We start from the raw sequence: 636 nt of genomic DNA, 5'->3' as shown, positions 1-636 counted from the left end.
CGCGGCCGTCACTGGCGCAGGTGCTCGACTACCGCACCGCGGTCGATGCGCGCATCGCCGCCCGCTTTGACGAGGGGTCGATGGACGCCCAGGCGCGCCGCCACCTGATCCTGGGCCTGCAGCACGAGCAGCAGCACCAGGAGCTGCTGCTGACCGACATCAAGCACGCGCTGTGGTCCAATCCGCTGCAACCAGCCTACCGCCAACTGCAGGTGCCGGCCAGCGCCGCGCTGCCGCTGGGCTGGATCGACAATGCCGAGCGCATCGTCGAGATCGGCGCCCCGGCCTGGCCGCAGCATGCGCCCTTCGCCTACGACAACGAATCGCCGCGGCACCGGGTGCTGGTGGCCGCGCACCGGCTGGCCAATCGCCCGGTCAACAACCACGAGTACCGGCAGTTTGTCGAAGCCGGCGGCTACCGGGAGCCCGGTTGCTGGCTGAGCCAGGGCTGGGAGCTGTGCCAGGCCGAAGGCTGGCAACAGCCGCTGTACTGGGACGCGCATTGCCAGCGCGAGTTCACCCTGGGTGGCTGGCGCGCGCTGGACCCGCATGCGCCGGTCTCTCACCTGAGCTACTACGAGGCCGACGCCTACGCACGCTGGCCGGTGCGCGGTTGCGACCGAGTTCGAATGGGAG

The 636-nt window shown here is 70.3% G+C and carries 1 pseudogene; it reads left to right on the top strand.

What is annotated here, in order from left to right:
• A pseudogene (locus tag JCM9942_RS17570) lies at window positions 1–636 on the top strand (SUMF1/EgtB/PvdO family nonheme iron enzyme); the annotation flags it as partial.

It is taken from the genome of Stenotrophomonas pictorum JCM 9942, assembly GCF_001310775.1.
GTDB lineage: Bacteria > Pseudomonadota > Gammaproteobacteria > Xanthomonadales > Xanthomonadaceae > Stenotrophomonas > Stenotrophomonas pictorum.
Note: the sequence above shows the minus strand (reverse complement) of the source record. Positions and strands in the feature narration are given on the sequence as shown.